The organism is Mangrovicoccus ximenensis, assembly GCF_003056725.1.
GTDB classification, from domain to species: domain Bacteria; phylum Pseudomonadota; class Alphaproteobacteria; order Rhodobacterales; family Rhodobacteraceae; genus Mangrovicoccus; species Mangrovicoccus ximenensis.
In genome coordinates this window covers 277,307-302,561 of sequence record NZ_QBKZ01000025.1, presented here as the reverse complement: position 1 = coordinate 302,561, position 25,255 = coordinate 277,307, and the positions used below count along the sequence as shown (strand labels likewise).

The window sequence follows — 25,255 nt, the reverse complement described above, 5'->3', positions numbered from 1 at the left end:
CCTAGCTGCGGGTCCAGACCGCGCCCAGCCCGGCCGCCGCCAGCACCGCGGCGGCGATCGCCAGGCGGCGGCTCCAGCGGTAGCGGCGCTCGATCTTGTCATCGGCGCTGACCAGCCCGGCCTCGGGGAAGATCACGTCGGAGAAGAGCCGCGTCAGGAAATACGAGACCCCGGTGCCGCGGCCCGAGCCGATCGCCTGCCGCCCGATGCCGAAGGTCCGCGCCATGCCCTGCATCAGCCGGTCGATCGGCGTGCCTTCCTGGGTGCCCGAGGTGAAATAGACGCCGCGCAGCATCTGGCGGTGCTCGTAGCTGTTCTCCTGGAAGAGCTCGCCGAGGAATTCCTCGGCCACCGGCTTCAGCGAGGCGATCTGCGCCGGGAAGGCGGCGATCAGCGCGCGGCGCTGCGGGTCCTGCTCCTCCTGCAGGCGGGCGATCAGCCCCTCGTTCAGCCGCGCCACCAGCGCGTCGAATTCCGGCGCCAGCCGGTCCCAGGCGGCGGTCTTGTCGCGCGGATCCGCGAGCGGCAGGGTCGCGCCCCAGACCTGCGCCAGCCCGTCCTTGCCGAGCCGGTCGAAATACTCGGCGAAGCCCGCCACCAGATCGGCCTTGGTGAAGAGCACGTAGACCGGAAAGCGGATGCCGAGCCGGGTGCGCAGCTCGTGCAGGCGGCGGCGCACGGCCTGGGCATGGGCCTTGCGGGTGATCTCGTCCTGGTTCGACAGGTCCGACAGGCTGATCGCGACGATGGCGCCGTTCACCGGCTGGCGCGGGCGCTGGCGCTTGAGCATGCCGAGGAAGCCCTGCCAGGCGGCATTGTCCGAGGCCGCGTCGCTGTCCTGGGTGGTGTAGCGCCCGGCCGTGTCGATCAGCACCGCCTGGTCGGTGAACCACCAGTCGCAGTTCCGCGTGCCGCCGACCCCGGCCAGCGCCGCCTTGCCGAACTCGTCCTCGAGCGGGAAGTTCAGCCGGGAATTGGCGATGGCGGTGGTCTTGCCGGCGCCCGGCGGGCCGATGATCACGTACCAGGGCAGGTCATAGAGCCGCTTGCGCCCGCCCTTGGCGCCGCGCAGCACCTTGAGCGCGCGGCGGAGCTTGCCCCGCATTTCCTCGACATCCTCGGCGGCATAGCCGTCGGGCGGCGGCGCGTCCTCGGCCTGAGCGGTCACCTCCTCGACGATTGCCGCATCGCGCTTGCGGCCGGAGACCAGCACCAGGAGGATCACGAGGAGCGTCGACAGCCAGAGCACGGCGAGCCCGACCAGCCGTCCGGTCACTGTGTCGAAGGGCCGTGCCTCGCCGATCGCCAAGAGCGGCCCGACCAGCCAGATGATCCCCGAGAAGACCAGCGCGACGATGACGAGGATGCCGACCGCCGAGGTCAGCGCGTTCCAGACCTGCTTCACTGCACGCCTCCTTGCAACTGCACGCCTTCGCGCAGGAGGATGATCTCGATCCGCCGGTTCTGCGCCTTGCCCTCGCGGGTGGCGTTGTCGGCGATGGGTTCCGCGGCGGCGCGGCCCTCGGCGCTGAGCCGCGAGGGGTCGCCGACCAGCTTGGCGAGCCGCGCCCGCACCGCCTCGGCGCGCGCCAGCGACAGCGCCATGTTGTCGGGGAAGCGCGCGGTGCGGATCGGATCGCTGTCGGAATGCCCCGCGATCAGCACCGGGCCGGTGGTGCTTTCGTTGAGCGCCTCGGCCACTGCGGCCAAGGGCGCCTCGAATTGCGGCTGCAGCCGGTCGGAGGCGGAGGCGAACATGTTGGCCCCGGCAAAACGCACGGTGATCGTGTTGGCGTCCTGGAAGGCGGTGACCAGCCCGGCGGCGATCGCCTCGGTCAGGAAGCCCTGCACTTCCTCGAGCTGCCGCGTGTCGTCGGGCAAGGGCAGCGCGGGCGGCGCCGGCCGGTCGAGCCTGGCCACGCCCGGCGGGTCGAGCACGGCGAGCTGCCCCGCAAGGCCGCGGGTCGAGAGGCCGAGCGTGTAGCTCAGCGCCAGGAAGCCGCAGAGCAGCACGAGGCCCAGAAGCCCGGCGGAGACCCAGACCGGCTTCCACGCCGAGAGCGGCCGGTGAGGTTTCTTCACGCCTTCCCAATGCGGCGACAGCGCCTCGGGCGGCATGCCCCGCTGCGAGGCGATGATGCGCTGCAGCCCCAGCCGGATCTCGGCATGGCGGTCGCGGCCGGACTGTTCGACCCTGAGCCGCCCCTCGAAGCCCAGGGACAGGCAGACATGCAGGAATTCCAGCAGATGCAGGTTCTTGGCCGGGTCCTGTTTGAGCCGCCCGAGCAGGTCGTAGAACCGGTCGCCGCCCACGGTTTCGCGGTGGAAGGTGGCGACCATGCTCTGCTGCCCCCAGGAGGACTCGCCCGCCCAGGGCGTGTTCAGCACCACGTCGTCGATCGTCGCGCAGAGCGCGTAGCGCGCCACGCGGACGGTCTGCTGGTCGACGCCCGATTGCAAAGCGCGGTCCTCGAAACCGCGGATCTCGGCCACCACGGCGCGGCGCAGCTCCTCGGGATCGGCATGCTGGGCGCGGTTGCGGATCCGCCCGATCAGCGCAAACAGGCTCGCGGCGGCGGCATTGACCGGGTTCGGCCCGGTCATGGCGATGTCCGGACCGGCCCCCGCCGCAACGCGGTGTTCTCCGGGCTCGGCATCGCGCCGGTCTTCGCCGGGCGGCTGCCCGCCGCGCTGGAACCGGTGGTCGCGGACCATGCGCAGCGCCAGGCGGCGCTTCTCGAGGCCGTGATGGCAGGCGATGGCGCGGCGCTCTTCCCGCTCTTCCGTTCCGATCCGCTGGTGGCGCCTCTCGGCGAGGCGCGGGCGCGGAGCCTGTTCCAGGAGATGATCGCCGCCACCGGCGCCTGGATTCCCGAGACCCTGAAAGGAGCCGCATGATGGGTGGCGAAAGCAAATGGATGGGGCTTTGGTACGTGTCGCCCTACGTGATCGGGCTCTTGCTCTTCACGGCCTTCCCGTTCCTCGCGTCCTTCTATCTCAGCTTCACCGACTATGACCTGCTGAACAAGCCGGAATGGGTGGGCACGGCGAATTACGAGAAGCTGTTCACCCGCGACCGCACTTTCGACAAGTCGCTGAAGGTGACGCTGATCTACGTCTTCACCACCGTGCCCCTGAAGCTCGCCTTCGCGCTCTTCATCGCGGTCGTGCTGAACTACCGGCTGAAGGCGATCAACCTGTTCCGCACCGCCTATTACGTGCCCTCGATCCTCGGCGGCTCGGTCGCGATCGCGGTGCTGTGGCGCTACATCTTCGCCGATACCGGCCTCGTCAACATGATGCTGGGCAGCCTCGGCATGGAGCCGATCAACTGGTTCGGCGATCCCGAGAACGCGCTTTTCACCATCACGCTGCTGCGCTGCTGGCAGTTCGGCTCGGCCATGGTGATCTTCCTCGCCGCGCTGCAATCCGTCGACAAGTCGCTCTACGAGGCGGCGGCGATCGACGGGGCGGGGCCCTGGAAGATCTTCCGCCACATCACCCTGCCGCTGATCACCCCGGTGATCTTCTTCAACCTGATCATGCAGACGGTGCAGGCCTTCCAGGAGTTCAACGGCCCCTACATCATCACCGACGGCGGCCCGATGAAATCCACCTACCTGCTGCCGCTCTACATCTACGACAAGGCCTTCAAGAGCTTCGACATGGGCTATGCCTCCGCCATCGCCTGGGTGCTCTTTGCCATCATCATGGTCCTGACCCTCATCGCGTTCTGGTCGTCGAAGAAGTGGGTCTACTACGCCGGCGACAAGAGGAGCTGATCCATGGCCGCCATTACCGACATCCCCGTCCGGAAAGGCTCCGAGCCGCCGACCGCCATCGAGCTGAAGCACCGCCGCAAGGCCATGCGATCCTCGATCCTGCGCTATGGCCTGCTGACCCTGGTCGGGCTCGTGATGATCTACCCGCTGATCTGGCTGGTCGGCGCCTCCTTCAAGACCAATGCCGAGATGTTTTCCTCGGCCGGGTTCTGGCCGAAGGAGCCGACGCTCTCGGGCTATATCGAAGGCTGGCAGACCTCGACGCCCTATACCTTCGGCAAGTTCTTCGTGAACACGCTGTGGATCATCATCCCCAAGACCATCGGGACCGCGATCTCCTGCACGCTGGTGGCCTACGGCTTCGCCCGCTTCGATTTCCCGGGCAAGAAGTTCCTGTTCATGACCGTGATCGCGACGCTGCTCCTGCCGAACGTGGTCACGCGGATCCCGCAATACCTGCTGTTCCGCGACATCGGCTGGCTCGACAGCTTCCTGCCGCTCTGGGTGCCCTCGGCGCTGGCGGGCGACGCGTTCTTCGTCTTCATGGTGATCCAGTTCCTGCGCGCCATCCCGCGCGACATGGAGGAGGCCGCCCGCGTCGACGGTGCGACCACGCTGCAGACGCTGGTCTACATCGTCGTGCCGATGCTGATGCCCGCGCTGATCTCGGTCTGCCTGTTCCAGTTCATGTGGACCATGAACGACTTCCTCGGCCCGCTGATCTACATCTCCTCGGTCGAGAAATATCCGGTCTCGCTGGCGCTCAAGCTGTCGATCGACACGACCGAGGCCTTCGCCTGGAACCAGATCCTCGCGATGTCGGTCCTCGCGCTCGCCCCGTCCCTCGCCGTGTTCTTCATGGCACAGAAATACTTCATCGAAGGCATCTCGTCCGGAGGAGTCAAAGGCTGATGGCTGAACTTCAACTCAAAGGGGTCGAAAAGACCTACGGCAACGGCTTCAAGGCGGTCCACGGGATCAACCTCGATGTCAAGGAAGGTGAATTCATGGTGCTGGTGGGGCCGTCGGGCTGCGCCAAGTCCACCACGCTCAGGATGATCGCCGGGCTCGAAACCGTCACGGGCGGCGAGATCCGGATCGGCGACAACGTCGTGAACGACCTGGTGCCGGGCAAGCGCGGCATCGCCATGGTGTTCCAGAACTACGCGCTCTACCCGCACATGAAGGTGCGGCGGAACTTGGGCTTCGGGCTGCAGCTGCGCGGCAAGCCGAAGGACGAGATCGCCACGGCCACCGGCGAGGTGTCCGAGATCCTCGAGATCGAAAAGCTCCTCGACCGGCTCCCGAAGCAGCTGTCGGGCGGGCAGGCGCAGCGGGTCGCCGTGGGCCGCGCGCTGATCAAGCACCCCGACGTCTTCCTCTTCGACGAGCCGCTGTCGAACCTCGACGCCAAGCTGCGCGCCGCGATGCGGGTGCGGATCACCGACCTGCACAAGCGGCTGAAGGCGGAAGGCCGCCCGGCGACGGTCGTCTACGTGACCCATGACCAGGTCGAGGCGATGACCATGGGCGACCGCATCTGCGTGATGAAGGACGGCCATATCATGCAGGTCGCCGATCCGGTGACATTGTACGAGCGCCCGGCCAACGCCTTCGTCGCGGGCTTCATCGGCATGCCCGAGATGAACCTGGTCCCGGCCGTGCTGACCCGCGGCTTGGGCGCGCAGCTGACGCTCGACGGCCAGACGGTCGATGCGGGCGACGAGCTGGCGCGCAGGCTCTACATCCAGGACGGTCCGGTTACCCTCGGCATCCGGCCGCAGCATCTGGGCGTGGTCCCGGCAGGCAGCCCGAACAGCCTGACCGGCACCGTCACCAACATCGAATTCATGGGCCACGAGGTGAATCTCCACGCAAAGGTCGGCAATGCCGCCTTCGTCGCGGTGGTGCCCTCCGAAGCCTTCGACCGCAGCACGCAGCGCGGAGACCGGGTCGGCCTGACCGTCTCGGGCAGCCACGCGCATGTCTTCGACGTGTCCTCGGGCGAGAATGTCTCGCTCAAGGGCGCGCTCAACTGACGATCCAAGGGAGGAGAAACGGGATGAAAACGGCATTGATGGGCCTCGCGCTTGCCACCACGGCGCTTGCGGGCGCGGCACAGGCGGCGGAACTGAGGATGAGCTGGTGGGGCGGCGACAGCCGCCACCTGGCTACGCAGGAGGCGCTGAAGGTCTGCGGCGAGAAGCACGGCCATGTGATCAAGCCGGAATTCACCGGCTGGCAGGGCCATTTCGAGAAGGTCGCCACCCAGATCGCCGGCCGGACCGAGGCCGACATCATGCAGATCAACTGGCCCTGGCTGCCGATCTTCTCGGCGCGCGGCGACGGCTTCGCCGATCTGGAGCAGTTCGACGATCTCGACCTGACCAACTGGACCGCGGAACAGCTCGAGGCCGGGCGCCGCAACGGCGTGCTGAACGGCCTGCCGGTCTCGACCACCGGGCGGCTCTTCGTCTTCAACAAGACCACCTATGACAAGGCGGGCCTGCCGCTGCCGAAGACCTGGGACGACCTGCTGGCCGCCGGGCCGGTCTTCCAGGAGAAGCTGGGCGACGCCTATTACCCGTTCGAGGGCATCGCGCTCGACGGCACGCTGCTGGTCACGCTCTACGGCACGCAGAAGACCGGCAAGCCGCTGATCGATCCCGAAACCAACGAGGTCCTCTGGACGCTCGAGGAGCTGGCCGACGCGATCACCTTCTACCAGAGCCTGGTCGACAACCATGTCATCCAGCCCTGGCCAGACGTTCTGGCGGCGGGCAACCTGCCGATCCACGAGAACCCGAAATGGACCAAGGGCGAGATCGCCGGCAGCTACCAGTGGGACAGCACCTACTTCAAGATTTCCGACCCGATGGAAGAGGGCCAGGAGCTTGAATATACCGGCATCATCGACCAGGCGGACGAGCTGACCGAGGGCGTCTACCGCAAGGCGTCGATGGTGTTCTCGATCTCAAAGAACTCGGAGAACCCCGAGGCCGCCGCCGAAATCGTCAATTGCCTGCTGAACGAGCCCGAGGGCATCGCCGCCATGGGCTCCGCCCGCGGCGTGCCGGCCTCGAAGGCCGCGCTCACGCAGCTGACCGACGAGGGCGTGCTGAAGCCCGGCCAGATCGCCGCGCAGGAGCTGGTGATCGGCGCCGAGGGCCCGGCGATCCATCCCTACATGGAGCATCCCGATGTCCGCTCCGCGATGGAGGACAATCTCGAACTCTTCGCCTATGGCGAAATCGACGCGGAAACCGCGGCGGACGAGATGATCTACGCCATCCAGGAAGCGCTCGACGACATCAAGTCCTGAGCCTCCTCTCCGGGGGCGGCGGTCCGCTGCCGCCCCCGGCCGTTTCCCGCAAAGGCCGATCCGCGATGACCGCACCCCGCCTCGTCACCCTGTCCTGCCGCTCCGCCACGGTGCTGCTGTCGCCGCCCGGCGCGCTCTACCGCCTGCCCGCGCCCATCGAGTGGCGGCTGACCCGCGACGCCGCGCGCAGCGCGTCTGCCTGCTCCGGCTTGCGGTGGAGGCCAGAGACGCCGTAGCCGGCGCCGGTCAGCAGGGGAACGAGGCGGTGGCCGACGCCGCCGGTGGCGCCGATGACGAAGATGCGGGACATGGCAGGACTCCTGATGGCTGTCTCCGCAGGAAAAATGCGGCAGGACGGGGCGGAGTTCCACGCGCCGTCGCGTCACGTCCCGCGCTCAGTGCCCCCAGAGCCGCGCGCCGCGGCAGGCATGGCCCGCGCTTTCCAGCTCGATCATGCCATGGCCGATGCCATGCGCATCCTTCAGGCGCTGCCGCAGGTCAAGCTTGATGCTGTCGGCGCGCTCCCAGGCGCCCTCCTGCACGACGACATGCATGTCGAGCGAGGCGCCCTTCTCGTCCATCAGCCACAGATGCGCGTGATGCACCCCGGCGACGCCCTCGGTCGCGCGCACCGTCGCCAGCACCTGCGAGGCGTCCATCTGCGGCGGCGCGCCCAGCATCAGGATGCGGATCACCCCGCCGATCTCGGCGAAGCTCATCCACAGCATGTATCCCGCGATGCCCAGCGTCACCAGCGGGTCGACGATCCACCAGTCGAACAGGATCACCAGGCTGCCCGCGACGATCACCGCCACGGACCCGGCCGCATCGGCGACATTGTGCACGAAGGCGGCGCGGATGTTCACGCTGTCCTTGGACATCGAATAGGTCAGCGCCGCGGTCGCCAGGTCGATGGCCAGCGCGATGCCCGCCACGATCACCACCGTCCAGCCCGCCACCGGCTCGGGCGCGAAGAAGCGCATCACCGCCTCGTAGACGAGGAACAGCCCGAGCACGATCAGCGTGGTGTAGTTGATCAGCGCGGCCACCACCTCGGCGCGGGCATAGCCGAAGGTCATCGCCTCGTCCGCCGGGCGCCGCGCGATCTTGCGCGCCGCGAAGGCGATGACCAGCGCCATCGCGTCCGACAGGTTGTGCAGCGCATCGGCGATCAGCGCCAGGCTGCCCGAGAAGATGCCGCCGATCACCTGCGCCACGGTCAGCGCCAGGTTGACGCCGACCGCCATCGCGACGCGGGCATCGCCCGCCGCCGGATCGACATGATGATGGCCATGGCCGTGATGATGGTCGTGCGGCATCTGCCTCTCCCGGCTCCGGACCTCCCCGCCCCCAGGATAGGGCGGAGAGCGCCGGTGATACTATCACGCCGCGGCGGGTCAGGCGGTCGCAGGCTCCGCCGCCATCTGCGCCAGCACGCCGCGCGCGATGGCGCGGTAAGCCCCGGCATGCGGGCCGTCGGGCTCGGAGGCCACGACCGGGGTGCCGGCATCCGAATTGCGCCGGATCTCCATGTGGAGCGGGATTTCGCCGAGGAACGGCACGCCGAGCTTCGCCGCCTCCTCGCGCGCGCCGCCATGGCCGAAGATGTCCGAACGGTCGCCGCAGGACGGGCAGAGGAAATAGCTCATGTTCTCGATGATGCCGAGAACCGGCACCTCGACCTTGCGGAACATGTTGAGTCCCTTGCGCGCATCGATCAGCGCGATGTCCTGCGGCGTCGAGACGATCACCGCGCCCGCCAGCGGGACCGACTGGCAGAGCGTCAGCTGCGCGTCGCCGGTTCCGGGCGGCATGTCCACGACCAGCACGTCGAGAGGGCCCCAGTCGACTTCGCGCATCATCTGGGTCAGCGCCGACATCACCATCGGGCCGCGCCAGACCATCGGTGCCGCCTCGTCGACGAGGAAGCCCATCGACATGACCTGCAGCCCCTGCGCCTCGACCGGCTTCATCCGCTTGTCGACCTGTTCGGGCCGCAGCGTCGAGCCGAGCATCCGGGGCAGCGACGGCCCGTAGATATCGGCATCGAGCAGCCCGACGCGCTTGCCCTCGGCCTTCAGCGCCAGCGCCAGGTTGACCGAGGTGGTCGACTTGCCGACCCCGCCCTTGCCCGAGGCCACCGCGATCACCGCGGCGACATCCGCGATCGGCGCCTTCGGCTTCAGCCCGCCATGCGGCGTAGGCTTCTTCGCTGCGGCGGGCTTCAGGCTGGGGATTTCCGGCGGCTTCGCATTCGGGTCGCGCTCGGCGGTCAGCACCGCGGTCACCCCGGCAATCCCCGGGATCTCGGCCACGACCTGCTCGGCGGCCTGGCGCATCGGCTCCAGCTCGCGGGCGCGCGCGGCCGGAACCCGGATCACGAAGGTCACCCGGTCGCCGCGGATCGACAGGCCCTCGATCATGCCCAGCGAGACCAGGTCGCCCTGCCTGTCGGGCCCCGTGACAAGCGCGAGCTTGGCTTTGACGTCTGCTTCGGTCACCATCGCAGCATCTCCTTTAACCTCTCCCGCCGGTGCGGGAGACAAACCAGTCCGTTTTGCTAGGACAATGCGCCCGCCGCGTCCAGCGCACAAGGCCGCGCGCCCCGCAGCCCCGCGCGGAATTGGCACGGCGGCATATTTGGGTCGCTTTCCGGGGCCTGTTCGCGCTAAAGCGGCTGCGTTTCAACGAAGACGTGAGGTGTGGCCCGTGACGGCATCGGTATTCGACAATCTCAGACAGGACTGGCTGGGCAATGTCCGCGCCGACCTGCTGGCAGGCCTGGTGGTGGCGCTTGCGCTGATCCCCGAGGCGATCGCCTTCTCGATCATCGCGGGCGTCGATCCCAAGGTCGGGCTCTATGCCTCCTTCTGCATCGCCGTTGTGACCGCCATCGCGGGCGGCCGGCCCGGCATGATCTCGGCCGCCACGGCCGCCACCGCGGTCCTGATGGTCACGCTGGTGCGCGACCACGGGCTGGAATACCTGCTCGCCGCCTCGGTTCTGGCCGGCGTGATCCAGGTGGGGCTGGGCGCGCTCAAGCTCGGCCAGGTGATGCGCTTCGTGTCGCGTTCGGTGATGACCGGCTTCGTCAACGCGCTGGCGATCCTGATCTTCCTGGCGCAGATCCCCGAGATGAACCCGGCGACGCCCGGCGTGAACTGGCTGACCTTCGTGATGATCGCGGCCGGGCTGGCCATCATCTACCTGTTCCCGCGGATCACCACGGCGGTGCCCTCGCCGCTCGTCAACATCGTGGTGCTGACCGCGCTGGCCATGGTGCTGGGGCTCGACGTGCGCACCGTGGGCGACATGGGCGACCTGCCCGACAGCCTGCCGGTCTTCCTGATCCCGGACATCCCGGTGAGCCTCGAGACCATCTTCATCATCCTTCCCGTTTCCGCCGCCATCGCGGTCGTGGGCCTGCTGGAAAGCCTGATGACCGCGCAGCTCGTGGACGACCTGACCGACACCAGCTCGGACAAGAACCGCGAATGCGTGGGCCAGGGCCTCGCCAACATCGCCTCGGGCTTCATCGGCGGGATGGCGGGCTGCGCCATGATCGGCCAGTCGATGATCAACGTGAAATCGGGCGGCCGCGGGCGGCTTTCCTGCTTCGTCGCGGGCGTGTTCCTCCTGATCCTGGTGGTGATCCTCGGCGACGTGCTGGTCTCGAAGATCCCGATGCCCGCGCTGGTCGCGATCATGATCATGGTGTCGATCGGCACGTTCTCGTGGTCGTCGATCAAGCAGCTGAAGGAGCACCCGACCTCGTCCTCTGTCGTCATGCTGGCGACCGTCGCGGTGACCGTGGCGACGCATAACCTGGCCTATGGCGTGCTGACCGGCGTGCTGCTGTCGGGGATCTTCTTCGCCGCCAAGATCGCCCAGCTCTTCCGGGTGGAGAGCGAGCTGTCGGCGGACGGCAAGACCCGCACCTACCGCTTCCAGGGACAGATCTTCTTCGCCTCGGCGCATGCCTTCTCGCAGAGCTTCGACCATGGCGAAGCGCTGGAAAAGGTGGTCATCGACGTGTCGAACGCGCATATCTGGGACATTTCCTCGGTCCAGGCGCTGGACATGGCGGTGCTTAAATTCCGCCGCGACGGCGCCGAGGTCGAGATCGTCGGCATGAACAGGGCCTCCGAAACGATCGTGGACAAGCTTGCCGTCCATGACAAGCCGGGCGCCATGGAAGACCTGCTGGGGCATTGAGATGAGCAAACTGATCGCGCTGGTGGACGGCTCCACCTATTCCGAAAGCGTCTGCGACCTCGCCGCCTGGGCGGCCGAGCGCATCAAGGGCGGCGTCACGGCCGTCCATGTGATGGGCCACCGCCAGGGGGTGAAGCAGGACCTGTCGGGCAATATCGGCCTCGGCGCCCGCACCCAGCTGCTCGAGGAGCTGGCCGAGCTGGACGCCGCCAAGGCCAAGCTCGCGCAGAAGCGCGGCCGGGCGATCCTCGAGGATGCCAAGACCCGGATCGAGCATGCGGGCGTCGCCGAAGCCGAGGTCCGGCTGCGCTCGGGCGATCTGGTCGAGGCCATCGCCGAGCTGGAGGGCACGGCCGATTACGTGCTGATCGGCAAGCGCGGCGAGGCGGCGGATTACGCCAAGCTGCATCTCGGCTCGAATTTCGAGCGGGTGGCGCGCTCCTCGACCAAGCCGATCATCGTCGCCGCGCGCGCCTTCAAGCCGATCTCGAAGGTGATGATCGCCTTCGACGGCAAGCCCGCCGCGCTGAAGGCGGTGGACCATGCGATGCGCGACCCGATCTTCGCCGGGCTCGATTTCCAGGTGATCATGGCCGGGACCGAGTCGGTCGAGGGCCGCCGCCGCCTCGACGGCGCGCTCGCCATGCTGCGCGGCGCGGGCCACAATGCCGAGGGCGACATCCTGCCGGGCGCGCCCGACGAGGTGATCGCCCGCGAGATCGAAGCGCGCGGCGCCGACATGCTGGTGATGGGCGCCTATGGCCATTCGCGGATCCGCGGGCTGCTCTTGGGCTCGACGACCTCCGAGCTGGTGCGCAGCTGCCATGTGCCGGTGCTGCTGATCCGCTGACCAGGCGGGGGGAGAGGGCAGGCCCTCTCCCCCCGGCCCCCTCACCCGCGCCGGATCAGGCCGCCTGCGCGGGACGGTAGCGGGAATAGAAGCTCTCGCCCTTCACGGCGAGGTCCCGCAGGAGCTCGGGCGCGGCGAAGCGGGAGCCGAACTTGGCCTCGAGCCCGTTGCAGATCTCCACGGCCTTCGCCGCGCCGATCATGTCGAGCCAGCTGAGCACGCCGCCCGACCAGGGGGCGAAGCCCCAGCCGAGGATCGAGGCGACATCGCCTTCGCGCACGTCCATCAGCACGCCCTCCTCCAGCGCGCGCACCGCCTCCAGCGCCTGCATCATCAGCAGGCGGTGCTGGATCTCGGCCAGCTCGGGCTGCGGACCCGTCGGGTCGAAGCGCGCGGCCAGACCGTCCCAGAGCCCGGTCCGCCTGCCCTCCCCGTCATAGGCGTAGAATCCCGCCTTGGCCTTGCGGCCGAGACGGCCCTGCTCCTCCATCCAGAAGATCACGTCATCGGTGTTCTCCGGCGGATAGGCCGCGCCCATCGCCGCCCTGGTCGCCCGCGCGATCTTGGCCCCGAGATCGATCGACACCTCGTCGATCAGCTGCAGGGGCCCGACCGGCATGCCCACGAGCTTGGCCGCGTTCTCCACCAGTGCCGGCACCACGCCCTCGCGCACCATCCGCACGCCCTCGTCGACATAGGGAAGGATGCAGCGGTTGGCGTAGAAATAGCGCGCGTCGTTGACCACGATCGGCGTCTTGCGGATCTGGCGGACGAAATCCAGCGCCTTGGCCACGGCGCGGTCGCCGGTCTGCTTGCCGCGGATGATCTCCACCAGCGCCATCCGGTCGACCGGCGAAAAGAAATGGATGCCGATGAAGTCCTCCGGCCTGCGGCTGGCCTTCGCCAATTCGCCGATCGGCAGGGTCGAGGTATTGGTGGCGAAGACCGCCGTTTCGGGCAGATGCGCTTCGGCCTTGGCGGTCGCCTCGGCCTTCACCTCGGGGTCTTCGAAGACGGCCTCGACCACCAGGTCGCAGCCCGCGAGCGCGGCGAAATCGCCGGTGGGCGTGATCCGCGCCAGCACCTCGGCCATCTTCTCCGGCGTCGACTTGCGGCGGCTGACGGCCTTCTGCAGCAGGCCCTCGGAATGGGCCTTGCCCCTTTCGGCGGCCTCCTGCGACTGGTCGACCAGCACGACCTCGATCCCGGCCAGCGCCGAGACATGGGCGATGCCCGCCCCCATCATGCCCGCGCCGAGGACGCCGAGCTTCTGCACGCGCTGATCCGGCACGTCCGGACGCCGCGCGCCCTTCTCCAGCGCTTCCTTGTTGATGAAGAGCGAGCGGATCATCGCCCCCGAGGACGGGTTCATCAGCACGTTGGTGAACCAGCGCGCCTCGATCCGAAGCGCGGTGTCGATATCGACCTGCGCGCCTTCATAGACCGCCGACAGCAGCGCCTTGGCCGCCGGATAGACGCCCTTGGTCTTGCCGTTGACCATCGCCGAGGCGCCGACATAGGTCATGAAGCCCGCCGGGTGATAGGGCGTGCCGCCGGGGATCTTCTCGCCGCGCGCATCCCAGGGCTTCACCAGATCGGCCTCCTTGGCCTCCAGCACCCAGGCCTTGGCCCGCGCCAGAAGCTCGCCCGCCGGCACGACCTCGTCGACCAGCCCGGCGCCCCTGGCCTTGTCGGGCGCGAAGAGCTTGCCTTCCAAAAGCACCGGCGAAGCCGCCATCGCGCCGAGCTTGCGGCTGAGCCGCGTGGTGCCGCCCGCGCCCGGGAAGATGCCGACCATGATCTCGGGCAGGCCGATCTTGGCCTTCGGATTGTCTGCGGCAAAGATGCGGTGGCAGGCAAGCGGCAGCTCCAGCCCCAGCCCCAGCGCGGTGCCGGTCAGCGCGGCGGCGATCGGCTTGCCGCCCTTCCGGGTCTTCGGATCGCGCCCGGCCAGCTCGACCTTGCGCATCATCCTGTGGATGCCGCAGATGCCCTCGAAGAGCCCTTTCGCCGGGGTGTCGCCGGCCGCGGCCTTCATCGTCGCGATGATGTTGAGATCCATGCCGCCGGCGAAGCTGTCCTTGCCGGAAGTGAAGACCACGCCCCTCACCGCCCCGTCTGCCAGCGCCCGGTCGATCAGCTCCTCGAAGAGCGCGAGCCCCTCGAGGCTCATCACGTTCATCGACTTTTCCGGCACGTCCCAGGTGATGACCGCGACGCCGTCGCCGTCCACGCCATACGAAAAATCAGCCATCGCTCTCCTCCTGCTCGTAGGGGCGCCCGTCCTTGCGGGCGAAGGTGGCCGTGCCGTCCTCCACGGTGACCACCAGGTCCTTGTCGCTGTAGGTCGCCACCTCGCGCGGCGCCCTCGAGCCCACCACGAGGAAGCGCGCCGCCTCGCCCGTCCTGTTCGCGAAGCAATGCCCGTCCGGCACGCCGGCGGGAAAGGCGGCGCAGTCGCCGGGCCGCATCTGGTGTTCGCCAGCCTCGTCGATCAGCACCAGAACGCCTTCGGTGACCATGACGAATTCGTCCTCGTTCAGGTGCCAGTGGCGCAGCGAGGACACCGACCCCGGCTCCAGCGTCACCAGGTTGACGCCGAACTGGGTCAGCCCGCCCGCCTGGCCGAGCCGGAGCGAGGACCGCCCCGCCATCATCGCGTCATAGGGCGCGGGGTAGATCGAGCCGGTCCTCACCGGCACCTCTGAAAGATCAAGCTTCGGCATGGCAGCGCTCCTGTTCCGGGGGCAGAAGGTCCCAGTCCGGGGCCTCCTCGCGATAGACGACCAGCCCCGGCGCAATCTGCGACGGGTCGTCGAGCGATCCGGCCGCGGCCATCACCGTCGTCGGGGCGCGCTCCGCCAGCCCGTAGAGCGGACAGCCGCAGGCGGGACAGAACACCTTGGTCACCGAGAGCCCCGACCGCCCGCTGCGCGTCCAGGCGGCCGTTTCGCCGGTCACCTCGAACCCGTCGAGCGGCAGCGCCGCATGGGTGCCGTGGCCGCCGCCCGAGTCCCTCTGGCAGGACCGGCAGGCGCAGCGCAGCGCGAATTTCACCGGCCCCGGGCTGCGGTAGCGCACCTGCCCGCAAGCGCATCCGCCTTCGATCACCATGTCTCTCCTCAGGTCTTCTTCGGACGCTTTCCGTCCAGGATATAGCTTTCCGCCTGCGGCTGCGGGTTCTTTGCATCGACCCTGAGAAACAGCGAGGCGGGGCCATTCTCGGTGCCGGTCATCGCCTGTTCCATCCGCCAGACTCCCTCGCAGCGGCGCAGAAGCACGACATTGCCGAAGGTGGGCAGCATCTTCTGCGCGCCGTTCAGCAGATCGGCATCGTAATCGACAATCAGCATGTCATGCCCGAAGGTCTCGATCCGCCGCGGCCGCAGCACCACCTCCGTCACCTGATTGACCTCGATGGTGCGCTGCCAGAGGTCGAAGCTCCTGCGCAGCTCCTCCCGCGTTCCCCGTTCATAGCGGTGGAGCCGGGAATGGATGACAAAGGGCAGCGCGTACATGTCGGCGAATGTGTCGAAATCGCGCGCCATGACGGCAGCGGAGAGCCGGTCCAGGTATTTCCGGACCATCTCGATCGTGACGATCTCCGCTGCCGCCCCTGTCTCCATGCCCTAGACCCTCTCGATCACCGTCGCTGCCCCCATGCCGCTGGCGATGCAGAGCGTCGCCAGGCCGGTTTCCTTGTCCTGCCGCTCCAGCTCGTCGAGCAGCGTGCCGATGATGATGGCGCCGGTCGCGCCCAGGGGATGCCCCATGGCAATCGCGCCACCATTGACGTTGACCTTGGCAGGATCCGCGCCGAAGGCCTGCATGAACCGCAGCACCACGGCGGCGAAGGCCTCGTTCACCTCGAAGAGGTCGAAATCCGAGATTGCCATGCCGGTCTCGGCCAGCACCTTCTCGGTCACGGGAACCGGCCCCGTGAGCATGATCGTCGGGTCGGTGCCGATCTTCGCGGTGTGGCGGATGCGCGCCCGCGGTTTAAGCCCATGCGCTTCGCCGAAGGCCTTCGAGCCGATCAGCACCGCCGCGGCGCCGTCGACGATGCCCGAGGAATTCCCGGCATGGTGGACATGCTCGATCCGCTCCAGATGCGGATAGCGCATGATCGCCACCTGGTCGAAACCGGGCATGGTCTCGCCCATATCCTTGAAGGACGGCTTCAGCGCGCCGAGGCTCTGCATGTCGGTCTCGGGGCGCATGTATTCGTCGCGGTCGAGGATGGTCAGCCCGTTCCGGTCGGTCACCGGCACCACCGAGCGGTCGAAGCGGCCCGCATCCCAGGCCGCCTTGGCGCGGCGCTGGCTTTCCACCGCCAGAGCATCCGCCTCGTCGCGGGTGAAGCCGTATTCGGTGGCGATCAGGTCGGCCGCGATGCCCTGCGGCACGAAGTAATGCGCCATGGCAACCGTCGGATCGACCGCCACCGCCGCGCCGTCCGACCCCATCGGCACGCGGCTCATCATCTCCACCCCGCCCGCGACATAGGCCTGGCCCGCGCCCGCGCGCACCTGGTTGGCCGCGAGGTTCACCGCCTCCATGCCCGAGGCGCAGAAGCGGTTGATCGACAGACCCGGCACCCGGTCGGCGAAGTCCGAGGCGAGGACGGCGGTCCGCGCCAGGCAGCCGCCCTGCTCGCCGACCTGGGTGACATTGCCCCAGATCACGTCCTCCACCGCCGTGGTTTCCAGCTCGTTGCGCGCCTTGATGGCGTTCAGCGCCAGCGCCGAGAGCCGCACCGAGGTCACCTCGTGCAGCGCGCCGTCCCTGCGCCCCCTCCCGCGGGGCGTGCGGATGGCATCGTAGATATAGGCGTCGGTCATTCGGTCACCGCTTCTTCCAGGAATTTCCTGCGGACCGCCGGATGGGCCGGGGTCATCAGCTCATAGGGATGCTTCCATCCCGGCAGCCCCGAAAGCCGCGACAGCCAGGCATCGACCGCCGGATGCGCGGCGCGATCGAAGCCGAACTCCTCGGGATAGTAGAGATAGCCCGCGCAGGTCAGGTCGGCATTGCTCGGCGCCTCGCCGACGATCCAGTCGCGCCCCTCCAGATGCGTGTCGAGCACCTCCAGCGCCGCCGCCAGCCGCCCCTTGAGGAAGCCGATCACCTCGGGCACGCGCTTCTCTTCCGGCAGGAAGTTCATCTGGAACCGCGCCATGCCGGCGATCGAGCTGAGCTTGTGGTTGTCCCACAGCACCCAGCGCAGGATCTCGCGGGCCTCGTCGGGCGTGTCGCCGGCGAACTTGCCGCTGAGCTCGCTGACCGCCATCTGGATCACCCCCGACTGGGTCAGGTGCAGCCCCGAGGCATCGACCAGCACCGGCGCCTCGCCCATCTCGTTGACCTCGGTCCGGTAGGCCGCGCTGCGGGTCTCGCCCGCGAAGAAATCGACGAAGACCGGCTCCCAGTCCAGCCCCGCCAGTTCCAGCGCAAGCGCCGCCTTGTAGCTGTGTCCGCTCTCGCCGAAGCAGTAGAGTTTCAATGTCACGGCGTCCTCCCGGGCAGATGCTCCGCCGCCACGCTAGCCGCAGGAGCCGCTGGCACGGAAGGGAAATTTCCGTGAAAGGTCCGAAACGTTGCGTCCCCCGGCAAACGCAGGGAACGGAACGTGGTGCCGTGCGGCCGGGTGTGGTTGGTGCGCCGCCAGGCGTGCCGGCAGGGACGCAACGTTCCGGAGCGCGTCGACGGAGCGCCCCGCAGCACGGGCGCGCGCGGCCATCGGCCCGCCGGCCTGTTCCGCCCCTCCTTCTGCCCGGGACATGGTTAACGAATCGCCCACACCCGCCCCGCCGGCCTGCGGCACCATCACGTTTGCGGCAGTGCGCAGGCGATAGACGAACGCCCCGGCATCGGCTAAGCATCGGAAAAAGCCAAGGACGAGCAGAACCGGCCATGACTGCCCTGACCCAGTACCAGCGGCTCGAGGCCCCCGGGGTCTGGCACGAAAGCCCCGACAGCCAGCGCAGGGACGTCTTCGTCTCGCTCGGCGAGGCGACGCTGGTGATCAACGACCAGACCGACGCCGCGCTGACCCATTGGTCGCTTGCCGCGATCCGGCGCGTCGCGCCCGGCAACGATCCCGCGATCTATGCGCCGGGACCGGAGGATGACGAGCGGCTGGAACTCAGCGATCCCGAGATGATCGCCGCGATCGAGACGGTGCGCCGCGCCGTGGCCCGCAGCCGCCCGCACCATGGCGCGCTGCGGCTGTTCATGACCCTGTGCCTCTTCGCGGCGGCGCTGGCAGCGGCGGTGATGTGGCTTCCGGGCGCGCTGGTGACCCATACCGCCCAGGCCCTGCCCGAGGCGACGCGCCAGGATATCGGCCGCCGCCTGGTGATTGCGCTCGAGCCCTATTCCGGCCGCCCCTGCCGCGACATTCCCGGCCGGCGCGCGCTCGGCAAGCTGCAGAAGCGGCTGTTCGGCGATGCGCCCTGGGAACTGCGGGTGCTGGAGAACGGCGCCGACGTGAAGGTGCTGCCCGGCGGCATCCTGGCGATCGGCGGCCAGTTGCTGTCCGAAGAGGACGGCCCCGACACCGTGGCGGGCCACCTGCTCGCGGCGGCGGCGATGGGCACCTCCGAAGATCCGATGATCTGGCTCCTGGAGCTGGCCGGGCCGTGGCAGACCTTCCGCATGCTCACCACCGGCGTGGTGCCGCAGGAGCTGATGGGCCGCGCCGCCGATGCGCTGGCGCTGGGACAGCTGCCGCCGGGATTGCTGCCCGGCCAAGCCGATCCGGCACCCGTCCTGCAGCGCTTCGCCGAGGCCGAGCTGTCCTCGGAGCCCTTCGGACGGACTGCCCTGCCCGGCGGCGATGCCTGGATCGAGATGATCGAGGACGATCCCTTCCCGGGCGGCACGCCCGCGCCGCTGATGAGCGATGCCGACTGGCTCAGGCTGCAGGCCGTCTGCAGCTGATCCGCGCGGCGTCGTCCCCGGACAAGGGTGCCGCCGCGGCCCGCCCCCGGCTCGCCCTCATGCCGCCAGACCGGCAAGGTGCCGATCGCCTTCCCGCCGCAACACGCAGTGGCGGCGAGGGAAGGCCCGGCCGACCTCCGGCAAACGGCAGCTGAACGGCCTCGGCCCGCTCCCGCACACAGGCCCTCCGCCCCCCGGCAAGCGGATTAGCAAAGAGCGGGCAGGACAGATCATTCCGCAGCACGCCCTGTCGGCGCGGGAAGGCCCGATCTCCGGCGGGCGGTCGCGGCCCAGGTCCGGAGCCGGCTCGCCCCATGCGGCCAGACCGGCAAGATGCCCGATCGCCTTCCTTCCTGCCGCAGATGGCCATGGCAGCGAGGCAAGGCCCAGCGAGCGGCAGCTGATCCGCGCTCAGCGCCGGTCCCAGACGAAGGCGTCGCGGAAGCCGAGGCCGCGGATCTCCGCCATGCCCGCCTTGGCCGCCGCCGGATCGGGAAACGGCCCGGCATAGATCAGCCGCAGCACGATGGCGCGGGCCGGACCGGCCGGCTTGTTGGTGCAGATCCCGAGCGGATGGCCGGCCGCCGCCAGCTCGGCCAGCATCTCTGGGACATGGGCATAGGGCCGGGTCAGCGCGGCGGGCGCGGCGTCGTAATGGGCGAGGAAGCGCGCGGTCAGCGCTGCGTGGCGAGACGGGGCGGAGCCGAGTCCGTGGGCCTCCATGATCCGTTCGACCAGGACGGGCACGCCGTTGCCGATGAAGCTGCGGATGCGGGGCAGATCGAGCGGCGCCAGCCCGGCCTCTTCCTGCATCTTGGCGGCCGCGGCGTGGATGTCCGGGGCGCTGTCGATCAGCGTGCCGTCGAGATCGAAGACGATCGGGATCATGCCGGTTCCCTCCATTTGATCGAGCAGCCCATCGAGGGGATCTGCGCCTCCGGGCCGCGGCCGGTTCCGGCGACCTGCCGCATCGCCTCGAAGAGGTCCCGGCGCGTGTCGCGCGGCGCGGCCTGCTTGCGCGAGGCATCGAGCCGACCGCGGTATTGCAGCCCCATTTCGGCATCGAAACCGAAGAAATCCGGCGTGCAGGCGGCGCCCCAGGCACCGGCCACGGATTGGTCGGCATCATGCAGGTACGGGAAAGGAAAGCCGTCGCGCGCGGCCATCTCCTTCATGCGCGGGAAGCTGTCGGCGGGATAGGCCTCGGCATCGTTCGAGCAGATCGCGGCCACGCCGATGCCGATGGATTGCAGATCGCGCGCGTCGCGCAGGATGCGGTCGAGCACCGCCAGCACGTAAGGACAATGGTTGCAGATGAACATGACGAGCGTGCCCTTCGGCCCGGCGATGCCGCCGAGCGTGTGGAGCCGCCCGTCGGTGCCGGGCAGGGCGAAGGGCGGGGGCTGCCAGCCGAAGTCGCAGACGGGGGTCTCGACCGCCATGGCTCAGGCTGCCGCGCGCGCAGCGGTGGCTCGTCGCTCGAAGGCCAGATCGCGCTGATCGTCGAGGCCGACGAGACGCTGCGCGCCGCCCTCGCCCAGCAGCTCGATGTCTGGCAGATGGAGGTGCTCGACGTGCCGGACGCCGCGGAGGCGGCCGAGCTGATCGGCGAGATCGGCATCCTGCCCGACCTGGTGATCCTCGGCATCCACCGCGGCGAGGGCGTGGCCCAGCTCGACGGGCTGCGGCAGCGCGTGCCGCAGCTGACCAGCCTGCCGACGCTGGTGATCGCCTCCGACAAATCGCTGGAGCTGCGCCAGAAGATGGAGCGCCGCGGGGTCGAGGTGGCGCGCAAGCCGATCGACCCGGACGCGCTCCACCGCCGCATCGACGCCCTGCTGCGGCCTGCGATAAGCTTGACGGGATAGGCGCCGCGGCGCCCCGTACGGCAGGCGGTCCGCAAATTGCCTTGAAGACAGGCACCGGCAGCGCATATTGTCACGGGGCCGTCGCAGATCGCGGTCAGGATATTCGGATGCAAGACAGAATCGATCCTCTCATCGCCGAAAGGGCGCCCTGGCTGTTCAAGGACCTTCCCTGGGCCCCCCCCTGCCGTTTCGCGCTGACCCGCATGCTCGGCTATCCGAAGACCGTGCGGCTGGGCGAACATTTCGACCCGCTTCCCGTCCAGGAGATCATGTGCCAGCTGGGCGAGATGCTGGCCAAGGATCTGGAATTCTCCGGGATCGCGAACATCCCCGCCGCCGGTCCCGCGCTGATCGTGGCGAACCATCCGACCGGGATCGCCGACGGCATCATCCTGAACACGGTCCTCAACAAGGTGCGCAGCGACGCGTATTTCTACGCCAACAGCGACATCCTGCGGGTGCTGCCGCAATTCGACGGCATGATTGCCCCGGTCGAATGGCGCAAGGAGAAGCGCAGCCACTCCAAGACCCGCGAGACCATGGCCTATACCCGCAAGGCGGTGGACCAGGGCCGGATCGGCGTGATCTTCCCCTCGGGGCGGCTGGCCAAGCGCCGCGGCCTGAGGCTCTACGAACGGCCCTGGATGGCCTCGGCGGCGATGATCGCGCGCAAGTTCGACCTGCCGGTGATCCCGGTGAACATCCGCGCGCGCAACTCGGTGCTGTTCTATCTCTTCGACTTCCTGCACCCGACGCTCAGGGACATCACGCTGTTCCACGAGACGCTGAACAAGGCCAAGCAGCCCTACCGCGTGACCATCGGCGAAGCGATCTCGCCCGCCTCCCTGCCGGTGAAATCCGACGAGGGGATCGAGATGCTGCGCAAGGCGACGCTGGCGCTCGGCGGCCGCTACGCGCCGGATGTCTCGCTGGTGCAGAACAGCCGCTGGGTCGCCAAGACGAAACGGCTCAGCTACTGAACTTTCTTTGAACCGGGCCGGGTCCTGCCGCGACTGACCTGCAGAAGGATGCGCAAGCCTGCGCATTCCATGCAGGGAGACAGGCACCATGGGCTATCGCGACGACTTCTACGTCATCGGCAACATCATCGGCTACACCGGATGCCTCATCGGCAATCCGACAGTCTATTTCCGAAACGGTAACGACTACGGCCGCATCACGCAATTCCACGGCATCCGCACCAATATCGGGCGCGCCAGCGTGCGGACGCATCCCCAATACCGCATCGGCAACTACTATTCCCGCGGACGGATCGTGGCGAAGGAATTCGAAGGGACCAGATGCAAGCATACCAGCCGCAACCCCTTCATCGGACGGCAGTTGTTCCGGCCCCATGACGACACGCTGCTTGCCGCCGCGATCAGGCGCTTCCAGGACCAGAAGCTCTGCGACGCCGATCACGTGACCGGGCGGCAGACCTTCCGGAAGCTCGAGATGCAGCAGGAATTGAAGGCGCAGTTCGCGCTGTCCCGGAACCCGATGCAGGCCCTCAACCACGTCGCGCCCTCGCCCGCCCAGGACGTCATCATGAATCTTGCGCCCGAGCCGGACGATCCCTATCTGCGCCGCGGCGGGCAGATCGGCTGATCCGCTGCGGATCAGCCCTCGGGCTGGCAGTAGCCCTGGCTCTTGACCCAGGTCATCATGTCGTTGCGCTTGCGCGAGGAGTGGAACGGACCCCAGTCGGCCGCGACGCCGCGCATGCCCGCCGAGATCACGCCGTCGCGCGACACGGTGCGGTTCATGATGCGGACCGCGCAGCTGACGTTCTTGGAGCCGTCGAGCAGCGCCGAGCCGCTCTTGGCCTCGCAGCCATAGGCGCGCGCGGTGCCCGGCGAAATCTGCACCAGGCCGAACCAGCGCCCGCCGCCGCCGACGGCGGTCTCGCGCCAGGTGCTCTCGTGCTTGGCCAGCGACGAGATCAGCCCCGCCCAGAAGGCCTGCCGGTCCTCGGTGGAGGCGGACTTGTAGCCCGGGCAGTAGTTGTCGATATCTTTCGGCACCATGGCAGGCAGGCCGCTGCCATGCTCCTGCAGCGCCTTCAGCGCGGCCTGCGTCCAGACCTCTCCCTTGGCCGATTTGTCCCACGCCATTGCGGGCGTTTCGGACTTGCTGGCCAGGGCCGGGCCGTTTTCAACGGAACAGGCCCCGAGGGCCATACTCAGAACCAGAACGCCAAGCCGCAGCTTCGACATGCGGAACCTCTATCGCAATTTCGCCGTCGGACTGGTTAGGCCGGGTTGCGCACCCGGCAAAGACAAAGGTTGACGCATGCCGGAAATGGGCAGATCCCCGCTCATCCGCTGTAACATCCCGCCTGCCCGGCGGCCCTTGTTTCCCGCGCCCCGCTTGGCGTAGAAGACCCCATCCCGGCAATGCCCTCGACGGAGATCCCATGCTCGACCTGACCTACGACACCCCGAAACCCAAGGTGATTTCCGGCGCTACCGGCGACTGGGAACTCGTGATCGGGATGGAGATCCACGCGCAGGTGTCCTCCGAGGCCAAGCTGTTCTCGGGCGCCTCGACGAAATTCGGCGCCGAGCCGAATTCCAACGTGTCCTTCGTCGACGCCGCGATGCCCGGCATGCTGCCGGTGATCAACGAGTTCTGCGTCGAGCAGGCGGTGCGCACCGGCCTCGGCCTGAAGGCGGGGATCAACCTCGTCTCGGCTTTCGACCGCAAGAACTACTTCTATCCCGACCTGCCGCAGGGCTATCAGATCAGCCAGCTCTACCATCCCATCGTCGGCGAAGGCGAAGTCCTGGTCGAGATGGGCGAAGGCATCGCGCGGCTGGTGCGCATCGAGCGCATCCACCTCGAGCAGGACGCCGGCAAGTCGATCCATGACATGGACCCGCACATGTCCTTCGTCGACCTGAACCGCACCGGCGTCGCGCTGATGGAGATCGTCTCGCGCCCCGACATCCGCGGCCCCGAGGAAGCGGCCGCCTATGTCGGCAAGCTGCGCCAGATCCTGCGCTACCTGGGCACCTGCGACGGCAACATGCAGAACGGCAACCTGCGCGCCGACGTCAACGTCTCGGTCTGCCGTCCGGGCCAGTACGAGAAATACCAGGAAACCCAGGATTTCTCGCATCTCGGCACCCGCTGCGAGATCAAGAACATGAACTCGATGCGCTTCATCCAGGCGGCGATCGACTACGAGGCGCGCCGCCAGATCGCGATTCTCGAGGATGGCGGCAAGATCGACCAGGAAACCCGGCTCTACGATCCGGACAGGAACGAGACGCGCTCGATGCGCTCGAAGGAAGAGGCGCATGACTACCGCTACTTCCCCTGCCCCGACCTGATGCCGCTGGAGATCGAGCAGGCCTGGGTCGACGGCATCGCCGCCGCGCTGCCCGAGCTGCCCGACGCCAAGAAGGCGCGGTTCATGCAGGTTTTCGGCCTGACCGACTATGACGCTTCCGTGCTGACCGCCGAGGTCGAGAACGCGGCCTATTTCGAGAAGGTCGCCGAAGGCGGCGACGGCAAGCTGGCCGCCAACTGGGTGATCAACGAGCTTTTCGGCCGGCTGAAGAAGGACGACAAGGGCATTTCCGAAAGCCCGGTCTCACCGGAACAGCTGGCGGGCATCATCCGCCTGATCAAGTCGGACGCGATTTCCGGCAAGATCGCCAAGGACCTGTTCGAGATCGTCTATGTCGAGGGCGGCGACCCGGAGAAGATCGTCGAGGACCGCGGCATGAAGCAGGTCACCGATACCGGCGCCATCGAGGCTGCGGTCGACGAGATCATCGCGGCGAACCCGGCGCAGGTCGAGAAGGCCAAGCAGAACCCGAAGCTCGCGGGATGGTTCGTCGGCCAGGTGATGAAGGCCACCGGCGGCAAGGCCAACCCGAAGGCGGTGAACGATCTGGTGGCGGCCAAGCTGGGTCTCTGATCCCGCAGAACGCGCTGCAATTGAAGACCGGGGCCGCCTTTGCGGCCCCGTTTCCGTTCCGGACCCGGCCTTTCCCGGCGTCGCGCCCGCAACGCGGTTGGCGGCGTTCGGACGTCTCCTGCCTCCGCGCCAATTCCGGACGGGACCAGGCCCGGCGGGGCGGAGCTGCCCCGCCACCCCTCCGTGGCGCAGCCGCCGCCGTGCCGCCGCCCTGTCGCGGCAGCCACCCTTGAATCGGCTATATCCGCCGGATCCTGACGGGAGCGCGGTCAAGCCGGGCGCCGGGCGGACCCTCCCGGGCGGATGCCGGAACGGGACGGCCCGCACGGGGATTTGTTGCGCTGATCG

The 25,255-nt window shown here is 68.2% G+C and carries 26 protein-coding genes; 12 read left to right on the top strand and 14 right to left on the bottom strand.

The window, feature by feature from the left end; translation table 11 throughout:
• Window position 1: 1 nt before the first annotated feature.
• Together tssM and icmH are read right to left on the bottom strand one after the other, a co-directional pair.
• Window positions 2-1,405, bottom strand: coding sequence for a type VI secretion system membrane subunit TssM (gene tssM, locus C7T91_RS29320; RefSeq protein WP_108263375.1), 1,404 nt, complete (start codon window positions 1,403-1,405; stop codon window positions 2-4).
• Window positions 1,402-2,604, bottom strand: coding sequence for a type IVB secretion system protein IcmH/DotU (gene icmH, locus C7T91_RS29315; protein ID WP_236638583.1), 1,203 nt, complete (start codon window positions 2,602-2,604; stop codon window positions 1,402-1,404). The genes tssM and icmH overlap by 4 nt, the downstream gene beginning before the upstream one ends.
• A 33-nt stretch (window positions 2,605-2,637) precedes the next feature.
• Between icmH and C7T91_RS31975 the strand changes: the two genes are divergently transcribed.
• From C7T91_RS31975 to C7T91_RS29295, 5 genes are read left to right on the top strand one after another with little or no spacing between them, the layout of a single operon-like run.
• Window positions 2,638-2,898, top strand: a complete 261-nt coding sequence (locus C7T91_RS31975; RefSeq protein WP_201742306.1) for a hypothetical protein — start codon at window positions 2,638-2,640, stop codon at window positions 2,896-2,898.
• Window positions 2,898-3,782 (top strand): carbohydrate ABC transporter permease, encoded by an 885-nt coding sequence (locus C7T91_RS29310; RefSeq protein WP_108263373.1) that lies wholly within the window; start codon window positions 2,898-2,900, stop codon window positions 3,780-3,782. The genes C7T91_RS31975 and C7T91_RS29310 overlap by 1 nt, the downstream gene beginning before the upstream one ends.
• Window positions 3,783-3,785: 3 nt before the next feature.
• The gene (locus tag C7T91_RS29305) at window positions 3,786-4,694 is read left to right on the top strand and encodes a carbohydrate ABC transporter permease (RefSeq protein WP_201742296.1); all 909 of its coding nucleotides are present in this window, start codon (window positions 3,786-3,788) and stop codon (window positions 4,692-4,694) included.
• Window positions 4,694-5,821, top strand: a complete 1,128-nt coding sequence (locus C7T91_RS29300; RefSeq protein WP_108263372.1) for an ABC transporter ATP-binding protein — start codon at window positions 4,694-4,696, stop codon at window positions 5,819-5,821. Before C7T91_RS29305 ends, C7T91_RS29300 begins: the two co-directional genes overlap by 1 nt.
• Before the next feature lie 23 nt (window positions 5,822-5,844).
• A complete protein-coding gene (locus tag C7T91_RS29295; RefSeq protein ID WP_108263371.1) occupies window positions 5,845-7,104 on the top strand; it encodes an ABC transporter substrate-binding protein in 1,260 nt (419 codons plus the stop codon).
• 136 nt (window positions 7,105-7,240) lie between these two features.
• Here C7T91_RS29295 and C7T91_RS33055 read toward each other — a convergent pair whose 3' ends face one another.
• From C7T91_RS33055 to C7T91_RS29285, 3 genes are all read right to left on the bottom strand, one after another.
• Window positions 7,241-7,414, bottom strand: a complete 174-nt coding sequence (locus C7T91_RS33055) for a hypothetical protein (protein ID WP_161556160.1) — start codon at window positions 7,412-7,414, stop codon at window positions 7,241-7,243.
• Between the two features lie 85 nt (window positions 7,415-7,499).
• A complete protein-coding gene (locus tag C7T91_RS29290; RefSeq protein ID WP_108263370.1) occupies window positions 7,500-8,423 on the bottom strand; it encodes a cation diffusion facilitator family transporter in 924 nt (307 codons plus the stop codon).
• A gap of 78 nt (window positions 8,424-8,501) precedes the next feature.
• Window positions 8,502-9,608: an Mrp/NBP35 family ATP-binding protein gene (locus C7T91_RS29285; RefSeq protein WP_108263369.1), complete on the bottom strand. Its 1,107-nt coding sequence runs from the start codon at window positions 9,606-9,608 to the stop codon at window positions 8,502-8,504.
• Window positions 9,609-9,813: 205 nt separating this feature from the next.
• Here C7T91_RS29285 and C7T91_RS29280 point away from each other — a divergent pair, with 205 nt between their 5' ends.
• Together C7T91_RS29280 and C7T91_RS29275 are read left to right on the top strand one after the other, a co-directional pair.
• A complete protein-coding gene (locus C7T91_RS29280) occupies window positions 9,814-11,319 on the top strand; it encodes a SulP family inorganic anion transporter (protein ID WP_236638582.1) in 1,506 nt (501 codons plus the stop codon).
• A 1-nt stretch (window position 11,320) separates the two neighbouring features.
• Window positions 11,321-12,169: a universal stress protein gene (locus C7T91_RS29275; RefSeq protein ID WP_108263367.1), complete on the top strand. Its 849-nt coding sequence runs from the start codon at window positions 11,321-11,323 to the stop codon at window positions 12,167-12,169.
• Window positions 12,170-12,224: 55 nt separating this feature from the next.
• Here C7T91_RS29275 and C7T91_RS29270 read toward each other — a convergent pair whose 3' ends face one another.
• The 6 genes from C7T91_RS29270 to C7T91_RS29245 are packed head-to-tail and all read right to left on the bottom strand — an operon-like array spanning window position 12,225 to window position 17,678.
• Window positions 12,225-14,423 (bottom strand): 3-hydroxyacyl-CoA dehydrogenase NAD-binding domain-containing protein, encoded by a 2,199-nt coding sequence (locus C7T91_RS29270; RefSeq protein ID WP_108263366.1) that lies wholly within the window; start codon window positions 14,421-14,423, stop codon window positions 12,225-12,227.
• The gene (locus C7T91_RS29265; RefSeq protein ID WP_108263365.1) at window positions 14,416-14,895 is read right to left on the bottom strand and encodes a cupin domain-containing protein; all 480 of its coding nucleotides are present in this window, start codon (window positions 14,893-14,895) and stop codon (window positions 14,416-14,418) included. Before C7T91_RS29265 ends, C7T91_RS29270 begins: the two co-directional genes overlap by 8 nt.
• Window positions 14,882-15,280, bottom strand: a complete 399-nt coding sequence (locus C7T91_RS29260; protein WP_161556159.1) for a GFA family protein — start codon at window positions 15,278-15,280, stop codon at window positions 14,882-14,884. The genes C7T91_RS29265 and C7T91_RS29260 overlap by 14 nt, the downstream gene beginning before the upstream one ends.
• A gap of 11 nt (window positions 15,281-15,291) precedes the next feature.
• Entirely contained in the window at window positions 15,292-15,795 is a 504-nt protein-coding gene (locus C7T91_RS29255; protein ID WP_108263363.1) for a nuclear transport factor 2 family protein, read from the bottom strand.
• A gap of 3 nt (window positions 15,796-15,798) precedes the next feature.
• On the bottom strand, window positions 15,799-17,010 hold the full coding sequence (locus C7T91_RS29250) for an acetyl-CoA C-acetyltransferase (protein WP_108263362.1): 1,212 nt from the start codon (window positions 17,008-17,010) through the stop codon (window positions 15,799-15,801).
• Entirely contained in the window at window positions 17,007-17,678 is a 672-nt protein-coding gene (locus C7T91_RS29245; protein ID WP_108263361.1) for a glutathione S-transferase family protein, read from the bottom strand. Before C7T91_RS29245 ends, C7T91_RS29250 begins: the two co-directional genes overlap by 4 nt.
• A gap of 404 nt (window positions 17,679-18,082) precedes the next feature.
• Between C7T91_RS29245 and C7T91_RS29240 the strand changes: the two genes are divergently transcribed.
• Window positions 18,083-19,111 (top strand): hypothetical protein, encoded by a 1,029-nt coding sequence (locus C7T91_RS29240; RefSeq protein WP_108263360.1) that lies wholly within the window; start codon window positions 18,083-18,085, stop codon window positions 19,109-19,111.
• Between the two features lie 411 nt (window positions 19,112-19,522).
• Here the strand turns inward: C7T91_RS29240 and C7T91_RS29235 are convergent, their stop codons facing one another.
• Window positions 19,523-19,999 carry an HAD hydrolase-like protein gene (locus tag C7T91_RS29235; RefSeq protein ID WP_161556158.1) on the bottom strand — a complete coding sequence of 159 codons (477 nt, stop codon included), beginning with the start codon at window positions 19,997-19,999 and terminating at the stop codon, window positions 19,523-19,525.
• Entirely contained in the window at window positions 19,996-20,499 is a 504-nt protein-coding gene (locus C7T91_RS29230) for a thioredoxin family protein (protein WP_236638608.1), read from the bottom strand. The genes C7T91_RS29235 and C7T91_RS29230 overlap by 4 nt, the downstream gene beginning before the upstream one ends.
• Between C7T91_RS29230 and C7T91_RS29225 the strand changes: the two genes are divergently transcribed.
• The 3 genes from C7T91_RS29225 to C7T91_RS29215 all read left to right on the top strand — a co-directional run bounded on the left by C7T91_RS29225 (window position 20,416) and on the right by C7T91_RS29215 (window position 22,587).
• The gene (locus tag C7T91_RS29225) at window positions 20,416-20,979 is read left to right on the top strand and encodes a PleD family two-component system response regulator (protein ID WP_236638616.1); all 564 of its coding nucleotides are present in this window, start codon (window positions 20,416-20,418) and stop codon (window positions 20,977-20,979) included. The two genes, C7T91_RS29230 and C7T91_RS29225, sit on opposite strands and share 84 nt — an antisense overlap.
• A 107-nt stretch (window positions 20,980-21,086) precedes the next feature.
• Complete coding sequence (locus tag C7T91_RS29220) at window positions 21,087-21,959, top strand: 1-acyl-sn-glycerol-3-phosphate acyltransferase (protein WP_108263357.1); 873 nt, start codon at window positions 21,087-21,089, stop codon at window positions 21,957-21,959.
• Window positions 21,960-22,047: 88 nt separating this feature from the next.
• On the top strand, window positions 22,048-22,587 hold the full coding sequence (locus C7T91_RS29215) for a hypothetical protein (RefSeq protein WP_108263356.1): 540 nt from the start codon (window positions 22,048-22,050) through the stop codon (window positions 22,585-22,587).
• An 11-nt stretch (window positions 22,588-22,598) separates the two neighbouring features.
• On the opposite strand, the gene C7T91_RS29210 is transcribed toward C7T91_RS29215, so the two are convergent.
• On the bottom strand, window positions 22,599-23,093 hold the full coding sequence (locus C7T91_RS29210) for a transglycosylase SLT domain-containing protein (protein ID WP_236638581.1): 495 nt from the start codon (window positions 23,091-23,093) through the stop codon (window positions 22,599-22,601).
• A gap of 302 nt (window positions 23,094-23,395) precedes the next feature.
• On the opposite strand from C7T91_RS29210, the gene gatB reads away from it, so the two are divergent.
• The gene (gatB, locus tag C7T91_RS29205) at window positions 23,396-24,907 is read left to right on the top strand and encodes an Asp-tRNA(Asn)/Glu-tRNA(Gln) amidotransferase subunit GatB (RefSeq protein ID WP_108263354.1); all 1,512 of its coding nucleotides are present in this window, start codon (window positions 23,396-23,398) and stop codon (window positions 24,905-24,907) included.
• Window positions 24,908-25,255 lie beyond the last annotated feature (348 nt).